At 46.1% G+C, this 8,180-nt stretch carries 7 protein-coding genes; 5 read left to right on the top strand and 2 right to left on the bottom strand.

Going from position 1 to position 8,180, the window contains the following annotated elements:
* Positions 1–361, top strand: a 361-nt coding sequence (locus tag L2755_RS18785; RefSeq protein ID WP_248982212.1) for a hypothetical protein, incomplete at its 5' end; no start/stop codon positions are given.
* A gap of 740 nt (positions 362–1,101) precedes the next feature.
* On the opposite strand, the gene fadJ is transcribed toward L2755_RS18785, so the two are convergent.
* On the bottom strand, positions 1,102–3,222 hold the full coding sequence (gene fadJ, locus L2755_RS18775) for a fatty acid oxidation complex subunit alpha FadJ (protein WP_248982211.1): 2,121 nt from the start codon (positions 3,220–3,222) through the stop codon (positions 1,102–1,104).
* 5 nt (positions 3,223–3,227) lie between these two features.
* On the bottom strand, positions 3,228–4,538 hold the full coding sequence (gene fadI / locus L2755_RS18770) for an acetyl-CoA C-acyltransferase FadI (protein ID WP_248982210.1): 1,311 nt from the start codon (positions 4,536–4,538) through the stop codon (positions 3,228–3,230).
* 236 nt (positions 4,539–4,774) lie between these two features.
* Between fadI and L2755_RS18765 the strand changes: the two genes are divergently transcribed.
* Genes L2755_RS18765 through L2755_RS18750 form a run of 4 tightly spaced genes read left to right on the top strand, consistent with a single transcriptional unit; the run spans position 4,775 to position 8,180 of the window.
* Positions 4,775–5,731 carry an AAA family ATPase gene (locus L2755_RS18765; RefSeq protein ID WP_248982209.1) on the top strand — a complete coding sequence of 319 codons (957 nt, stop codon included), beginning with the start codon at positions 4,775–4,777 and terminating at the stop codon, positions 5,729–5,731.
* Positions 5,731–6,660 carry a DUF58 domain-containing protein gene (locus tag L2755_RS18760; RefSeq protein ID WP_248982208.1) on the top strand — a complete coding sequence of 310 codons (930 nt, stop codon included), beginning with the start codon at positions 5,731–5,733 and terminating at the stop codon, positions 6,658–6,660. Before L2755_RS18765 ends, L2755_RS18760 begins: the two co-directional genes overlap by 1 nt.
* Complete coding sequence (locus tag L2755_RS18755; protein WP_248982207.1) at positions 6,661–7,194, top strand: DUF4381 domain-containing protein; 534 nt, start codon at positions 6,661–6,663, stop codon at positions 7,192–7,194.
* Positions 7,182–8,180, top strand: coding sequence for a vWA domain-containing protein (locus L2755_RS18750; protein WP_248982206.1), 999 nt, complete (start codon positions 7,182–7,184; stop codon positions 8,178–8,180). The genes L2755_RS18755 and L2755_RS18750 overlap by 13 nt, the downstream gene beginning before the upstream one ends.

The raw sequence follows: 8,180 nt of genomic DNA, 5'->3' as shown, positions 1-8,180 counted from the left end.
AACCGCTGGTATCCCGCATATCAAGGTGAAGCCACTGCAAACCGCTGGTATCCCGCATATCAAGGTGAAGCCACTGCAAACCGCTGGTATCCCGCATATCAAGGTGAAGCCACTGCAAACCGCTGGTATCCCGCATATCAAGGTGAAGCCGCTACAAACCGCTGGTATCCCGCATATCAAGGTGAAGCCGCTACTTAGCGCTGGTATTCCGCATATCAAAGTGAAGCCACTACAAACCGCTGGTATTCCGCATATCAAGGTGAAGCCACTGCAAACCGCTGGTATCCCGCATATCAAGGTGAAGCCGCTGCAAACCGCTGGTATCCCGCATATCAAGTTACTTAATCACGCTGCAGCGTAGAGGAGAGAAATTATGTTTGAATCAATTATGCAAATACTCGGTCTCGCTAAACCAGCTCGTAAGAAAGTTCAGCTTCCTGAAGGGTTAAATCATCTTGAAGTCATTCCAGCCAAAGTTTGGTGGAATTAATACACACCCACTTAATGCCTAAGGAGAACGACAATGATTAATTCTTTGATGCTGATGTTAGGACTAAGAAAGCCATTACGTAGGAAAGTACAGCTTCCTGATGGCTTACAACATCTAGAGATCGTTGCTGCCAAAGGTTGGTGGGGCTAACTTTAGAAACTAAAGTCTAAAGCGATACAAAGAAAAAGGAGCCTATGCTCCTTTTTTAGTCTCTATAAAAGCCTTAAAATTCTAACCAACAAGATTGTTTTCCCGTGGCTTTTTTGTACGCTAATTGCTTATGTGAATTAAACAAAGGATAAGCTGCAGGACCAAACAAAGCCCCCGCGAGTGCCCAGCGTTTCACCGGTAAGCCTGCTTTAAAAGCGCTTTGTCCCTAATAAGAACCCTGATAAAGCTAATAATAAAACGACTGTGAATACCACTTACCTACACCTCACATCAAATAAGTCAGCATCCATACCTGAAGATCTGTACCAAAGGAGCATTATATAGCCAACGCCGCAAACATTTGAGTGTTTTTTAGTCAGTTTTTTGTCGGTTTTTGCCGCGGAAACAAAAAAAGCGGCCAAATGTAGCCGCCTTGTTAAGTTTTTGACGCTTTTAGATGATTACTTAAAAAAGTAACTCTGTTCGCTAGCCATTTGTTTTAGTCTTTCTGCGGGTTCGAATCGGTCACCAAACTTAGATTGATAAGCCGATAAAATATCAACTAATTTAGCAGGACCAAGAGTGTCGATATAATGGAAAGGCCCCCCTAAGAACGGCGGAAATCCGATGCCGAATATAGCGCCGATATCGCCATCACGAGCTGAAGCAATAATTCCTTCGTCTAAACATCGGACTGCTTCGTTAAGCATCTGCACAACGCATCGCTGTGCGACTTCACTTGCATCGCTGTTATTTCCAGGCGTTAAACCAAGCACGGTGTAAACGCTGCTATCGACCTCTTTAGCTTTCTTTTTTGAGCCGTATTGATAGAAGCCTTTACCATTTTTACGCCCTTTTCTATCATCGGCTAACAACTTATCAAACGCGGCAGGCGCCTTGAAACGTTCGCCAAGTTCAGCCTCCAAAATAGGAGAGATCTTCGCTCCGACATCAATACCAACTTCATCGAGCAATGTCATTGGCCCAACGGGAAAACCAAATTTGACCAACGCTTTATCTAAATGCTCTACGCTCTGCCCTTCTAATAACAGTTGCGCAGCTTCATTCATGTACAGCGCCAATATACGGTTGACGTAAAAACCAGCCCCATCTTGCACAACAATTGGCGTCTTACCCTGTTTACGTGCAAACGCGACGGTAGTTGCGATAGTCTCAGCTGAGGTTTTCTTGTGAGCAATCACTTCGACTAATGGCATTTTCTCTACTGGAGAGAAATAGTGTAGGCCAATAACATTTTCAGGTCGACTTGCAGCCTCGGCAATTTGTGCAATGGGCAAAGATGAAGTGTTTGAAGCAAAAATAGTATTTTCACCACATTCACGCTCAACATCTTTGACCATCTGATGCTTAAGCGACAGATCTTCAAATACTGCCTCAACAACGATATCAGCATCTTTAATGCCTTTATATTCCGTCGTTGTGGTCATCAATGCCATTAAGTTGTCACGGACAGCCGGCGTCATATGTCGACGCTTAACTCCTTTGTCGAGTAACTTATAGGCATAAGACAATGCATTGCTCAGACCCGTTTCACTGATATCTTTTACTCGAGCCGGAATTTTCGCTTTTGTCGTGGTCACTGACGCAATACCGCCACCCATTAAGCCGCCACCCAGTATCATCGCTTTTTTGACTTTACGTGGTTTAACATCACCCGCGCCAGTCTCTTTTTTCATCTCCGTTGTCGCAAAGAAAATACTTCTCAGCGCCGCAGACTCTTTCGACATCACTAAGTCAGAAAAGTGACTTGCCTCTACGTCTAATCCTTTAATTATGCCTTTCGTCATACCTTGACGTACGCAATCAATTATCTTCGCCGGTGCTGGATAATTACCTTGGGTCTTCTTGGCAACTTGCTTACCAGCTTGATCAAAAATAATGTTACGACCAACGCTAGTGCCTTCAAGCATTTTATTAATCAATGACTGTTTTTTCTTTGTCCCAGAGCGTTTGCCCGCTAATGCCATCTCAATCGCAGTGCGCATTAAAATCGACTCAGGAACAACATCATCAACCAAACCCATCTTCAATGCCTGCTTAGGTCGAATTTGCTTACCCGTGAGCATCATATCTAGCGCTGTAGTGATCCCCACTAGTCGAGGTAAACGCTGAGTGCCACCGCCGCCAGGCAGCAGGCCAAGCTGCACTTCAGGCACACCCATCATGGTTTTTCCATTAAGGCTGCATACTCGCAGGTGACATGCCAGTGCCAGCTCTAAACCACCGCCCAAACAAGCACCATTTATTGCGGCAACAACCGGAATGTTGAGGTTTTCCAATTCATTAAAGACCACATGCCCTTGTTGAGAGAGTAGCTTGGCATCCATTGCCGTTTCACAAGCGGCCAACATTGAGATATCAGCACCGGCCACAAAAGAGTCTTTCTTGCCGGAGGCCAGTACTAAACCTTTGATACTAGTATCAGCTTTAATCTCAGCAAGCATGTCACTGATCTCTGGACCAAACTCGCTACGCAGTGTGTTCATGGTTTCGCCTGGTACATCCATTGTCAGGATGGCGATACCGTCTTCTCGGCGAGTTAAATTAAATGTCTTTTCCATTTCTGTTACTCCACTTCAACTATCATTGCCGCACCTAAACCACCCGCAGCACATGCTGTTGCGAGACCTGTTCCGCCGCCACGACGTTTAAGTTCATGACAAACCTGGGTAATAAGTCGTGTTCCTGTAGCTGCAAATGGATGCCCATATGCTAATGAACCACCCAGTACATTAAATTTACTCATATCAATCTCACCAATTGCGCGGTTACGGCCTAGCTTTTCTGCAGCGAATTTCTTCGAACCAAACATCTGCATATTGGCCAATGTTTGTGCCGCAAATGCTTCATGCATCTCAATAAGAGTCAGATCTTCTAACTCCATACCGGCACGCTGTAGTGCCAATGGCGTCGCGTATGATGGACCCATTAACAGGTCTTCCCACACATCAATAGCAGTGAATGCATAACTTTTTATATAGCCAATAGGCGTGTAACCCAAAGCTTTGGCTCTGCCTTCGCTCATCAGCAATACTGCTGATGCACCATCAGTTAATGGCGTGCTGGTTGCGGCGGTCACTGAGCCGTGTTTACGGTCAAATGCAGGGCGTAGTTTTGCGTAAGACTCAAGATTAGAGTTCTCACGGATGTTATTATCACGGTCAATAAAGCCCTTATACGGCGGCACATGCGCCGTCATCACCTCTTGGGTCAGCTTGCCAGCGTTCCATGTTTCGGTCGCTAAAGTATGAGAGCGATGTGCTAAGGCATCTTGATCTGCGCGGCTAATATTATAGGTTTTTGCCATCTGCTCAGCCGTTTGCCCCATAGACAACCCAGTCGAAAACTCAGCAACAGCAGGCGCTACGGGCAGTAAATCTTTCAAGCCTAAACGACGAAAAATAGACAACTTTTGACTAAAAGTACGCGCTTTATTAAGATCTACGAGAGCATGAGCGAGCCTTTTAGAAACACCAATCGGCACGACAGAAGAGGAGTCTGCACCACCCGCTATACCAATTTCCACGTTGCCTGTCATGATAGACTCGGCAACGTTGACCGTTGACTGAAAACTGGTGGCACAGGCGCGAGTGACACTATAGGCGTCGGTACTGACATCCATGCCCGTGCCTAAAACGATTTCACGGGCAATGTTTGGCGCTGCCGGCATTAGCACAACCTGACCATAGACCAGCTGTTCAATTAGCTTGGGATCAAGTTCTGAACGTGAAATTAGTTCATTAACAACCATTTTGCCCATTTCTAACGCCGATACGCCATGAAATGCGGTGGCTTGTTTGGCAAATGGCGTGCGTAATCCCGACACAATCGCGATCCTTTCGCCTCTAGCGTTAGTGACTTGCTGTCTTTTACTCATTTTCCACCCTCTTATTCTGCGTCGCTAACCGTTGAAGTTGCTCGCTTTTTTATATCCCTGAGAAACCTATCTAATATCAGACAAACAGGTCTGACCATTAAAGTGTGATCTGATTCTAACTTTTAAATGAAAATTTTTAAACACTTGTTTGTTTTTTAACACTAGCCAAACCCCAATGGAATTATTTACCATAGAGATTGTCCATAGTATCTATACATAATAAATTGAGTACCATCATGCCTTTGAGTCGATTTCACGCACTACGCGAATACTTAAATACCGTTATTCTCGGACAACCGACACTAACTGAAAATTTACTAATAGCGCTCATCGCCGATGGACACCTTCTGGTCGAGGGCCCGCCTGGTCTTGCCAAGACCCGCGCAGTAAAAGCATTATGCGATGGCGTAGAGGGCGACTTTCATCGAATTCAATTTACCCCAGATTTGCTACCGGCCGATCTTACCGGTACCGATATCTATCGTGCCCAAACCGGGACCTTCGAGTTTGAAGCGGGGCCAATATTTCATAATCTAATTCTTGCTGATGAGATTAACCGTGCGCCAGCAAAGGTGCAGTCAGCTCTCCTTGAGGCCATGGCCGAAAGCCAAGTCACCGTCGGCAAGAACAGCTACCCTCTGCCTGAACTTTTTCTGGTGATGGCAACGCAAAACCCACTTGAAAACGAAGGGACTTACCCACTACCGGAAGCACAATTAGACCGTTTTTTAATGCATTTAAATCTTGATTACCCGAGTGCTGAAACTGAGTTTGAAATCTTGCGCCTTTCTCGTAACGAGGCACTGAAGAAAGAGATCCCAACAGTGACACCGATCATTCAAGCCGATATTTTTGCAGCTCGAGAGCAGGCTTTACAGATTTATCTTGCTGAACCACTTGAGAAATATATCGTCGACATCGTAATGGCAACGCGTCAACCTGCCGCTTATAGCCCAGAGTTGGCCAGTTGGCTTGAATATGGTGTTAGCCCACGTGCCACCATTTCAATAGAGCGCTGTGCCAGAGCCCGGGCTTATCTGTACGAACGCGATTTTGTCTCGCCTGAAGATATTCAAGCTGTAGCACCTAATGTATTGCGCCATAGATTACTGCTTAGCTACCAAGCACAAGCGGACGGCGTGTCTGCTGATGATGTGATCAACCATATTCTGTCGCAAGTTGCGGTTCCTTAATGGTCAATTCAGAGCTACCTCTTTTTGCTGATGGCATCAACATCAATGAAAAAGAGCTACTTGCTTGCCAGCGTATTGCGCGAGCCTTGCCTGAAAAACGCTCGAAGGCAAAAGCAAACTTAGCCGGGCATAGGTCGAGCGCAATTAAAGGTCGAGGCATGGAGTTTGCCGAAGTTCGTCATTATCAAAGCGGTGATGACGTACGGACTATCGACTGGCGCGTAACCGCCAGGACAGGCAAAGCACATACCAAGCTATTTGTGGAAGAGCGTGAGCGCCCTATTCTGATATTGCTCGATTTGAGCCATAGCCTGTACTTCGGTTCTAGCTTGTTACTCCAGTCTGTACAAGCCGCGCACGTAGCCACCACGCTCGGCTGGAATGCCATTTTACACGGCGACCGACTCGGCGCTGTTATTGCGACAGAGCGAGAACACATAGAGCTTAAACCAAGAAGCCGACAACAAGGTATTTTGCAACTTGTGTCAGCGATTAAGCAGCTACATCAACGTCAATTAGAAGCACTGTCAGCGCAAGAGTCTAACCCCGATCACATGCTAAAGGCCTGCCAGCGACTGAGACGTTTAGCTAAGCCTGGTTCGCTTATCTGGATTGTCTCAGATGGCAGCCATTTTACCCCCGCCTGTCTAGCCATGTTGTCTGACTTAAAACGTCACTGTGATATGGGCGCATTTCTCATAACCGACCCTTTACGTGAAGGTAATCTGAGCTTACCAAAACACTTTCAACTGCCAGTTAAAGACGGTAATAAAGAGCGCATCATCGATAGACACAGCTACGAGCAATGGCTCAAAAATCAACAGACCATTAAATCGCAATTTACCGACATGATGCAAAAAATCAATGTTGAAACCCGCGTTATTGATGCAGGGCAACGTCTTAATCAACAATTGGGAGCATTGAGATAGATGGCTTTGCAGAACTCGCCCGCTAACCCAGCTTTAGCCTCACTACAAGATATACAAACCCCGCTTGAAATTGGGATTTGGCCATTAGCTTATGGCTACTGGATAGTGTTACTAGCCGCTGCCATCTCTTTGATTGCTGGGTTTATTTATCTCAAAAAACGCCGCCAGCAAAGCGCCGCTAAGAGAGCGGCATTAGTGGAACTTGCAAATCTAGATCTTAACGCTGGGCAATATATTGCCAATGTCAGTGCCATATTAAAACGAGCCGCAATGAGTTACTGCGACCGCTCATCGGTTGCAGGCTTATCGGGTATTGAGTGGCATGTTTGGCTTAACGCGCAGGTCGACCGACCACCCGTTGAGTTATGTGAGCTACTGAAGTTGGCTTATCGGCCAACACCGCTAACCGAGGCTCAAGCTGTCACATTAAAGCAAAGTGCCAAGCACTGGTTAAAAACGGCGCTGCCACTCGAGCAGAAGAGACTTAACGCCATGTCCAACGCCAATATGGGGGCTAAACAATGTTATCGCTAGCACTGCCATGGCTATTACTGCTATTGCCACTACCACTACTTTTTAGAAACAAACAGCAACGGGTAACACTCGGTGGCCATCTTTATCTGCCCGGCAGTGATATAAAGGCACAGAACCTTCCCATTAAAATCAATGCAGATACAAAGAAAGGTTATTGGATCTTGTGGGTGTTATTGGTTATCGCCGTTGCAAGGCCACTATGGATGGGAGAGCCAATAGAGCTACCCAGTAAAGGGCGCGACTTAATGTTGTCTGTTGACTTGTCTGGCAGTATGCAGATAGAGGATATGGTCATCGATGGCAAGGTCAGCGACAGACTCACCCTTATCCAACACGTTATCAGCCAGTTTATTGAACGTCGTAAAGGTGATCGTATCGGGCTTATCTTATTTGCAGATCATGCTTACCTGCAATCCCCTCTCACTCAAGATAGGCGAACCGTAGCCCAGTATCTTAACGAAGCAGAAATAGGCTTAGTGGGTAGACAAACCGCCATTGGTGAAGCTATCGCACTCGGGGTTAAACGATTCGATCAGGTAGAGGAAAGTAATAGGGTATTAATTCTCCTTACCGATGGTTCCAATAATGCTGGCGCAATATCGCCAGAATTAGCCACAGATATTGCCGCAAAAAGAGGAGTCACCATCTATACCATTGGCGTGGGTGCTGAAGTGATGGAACGGCGCACTCTCTTTGGAAGAGAGCGTGTTAATCCATCGATGGATCTAGATGAGAGCCAGCTTAAACAGATTGCGATGAAAACAGGCGGCAGCTATTTTCGTGCTCGTAATACCGAAGAGCTAGAACGTATATATCAAGAGATAGATAATCTAGAACCCATAAGCCGAGAACAGTTAAGTTATCGTCCACAGTCAGAGCTTTTTTACTGGCCACTGGGCTTAGCATTATTGCTGTCGATATTGAACAGCATTGGCCAGTTATCTGTTTTCCGTGCTAAAGCCAAACAACCATTAGGAGGCCGTTAA

The organism is Shewanella abyssi, assembly GCF_023284025.1.
Lineage (GTDB): Bacteria > Pseudomonadota > Gammaproteobacteria > Enterobacterales > Shewanellaceae > Shewanella > Shewanella abyssi.
This window is presented reverse-complemented; position numbering and strand designations above follow the sequence as displayed.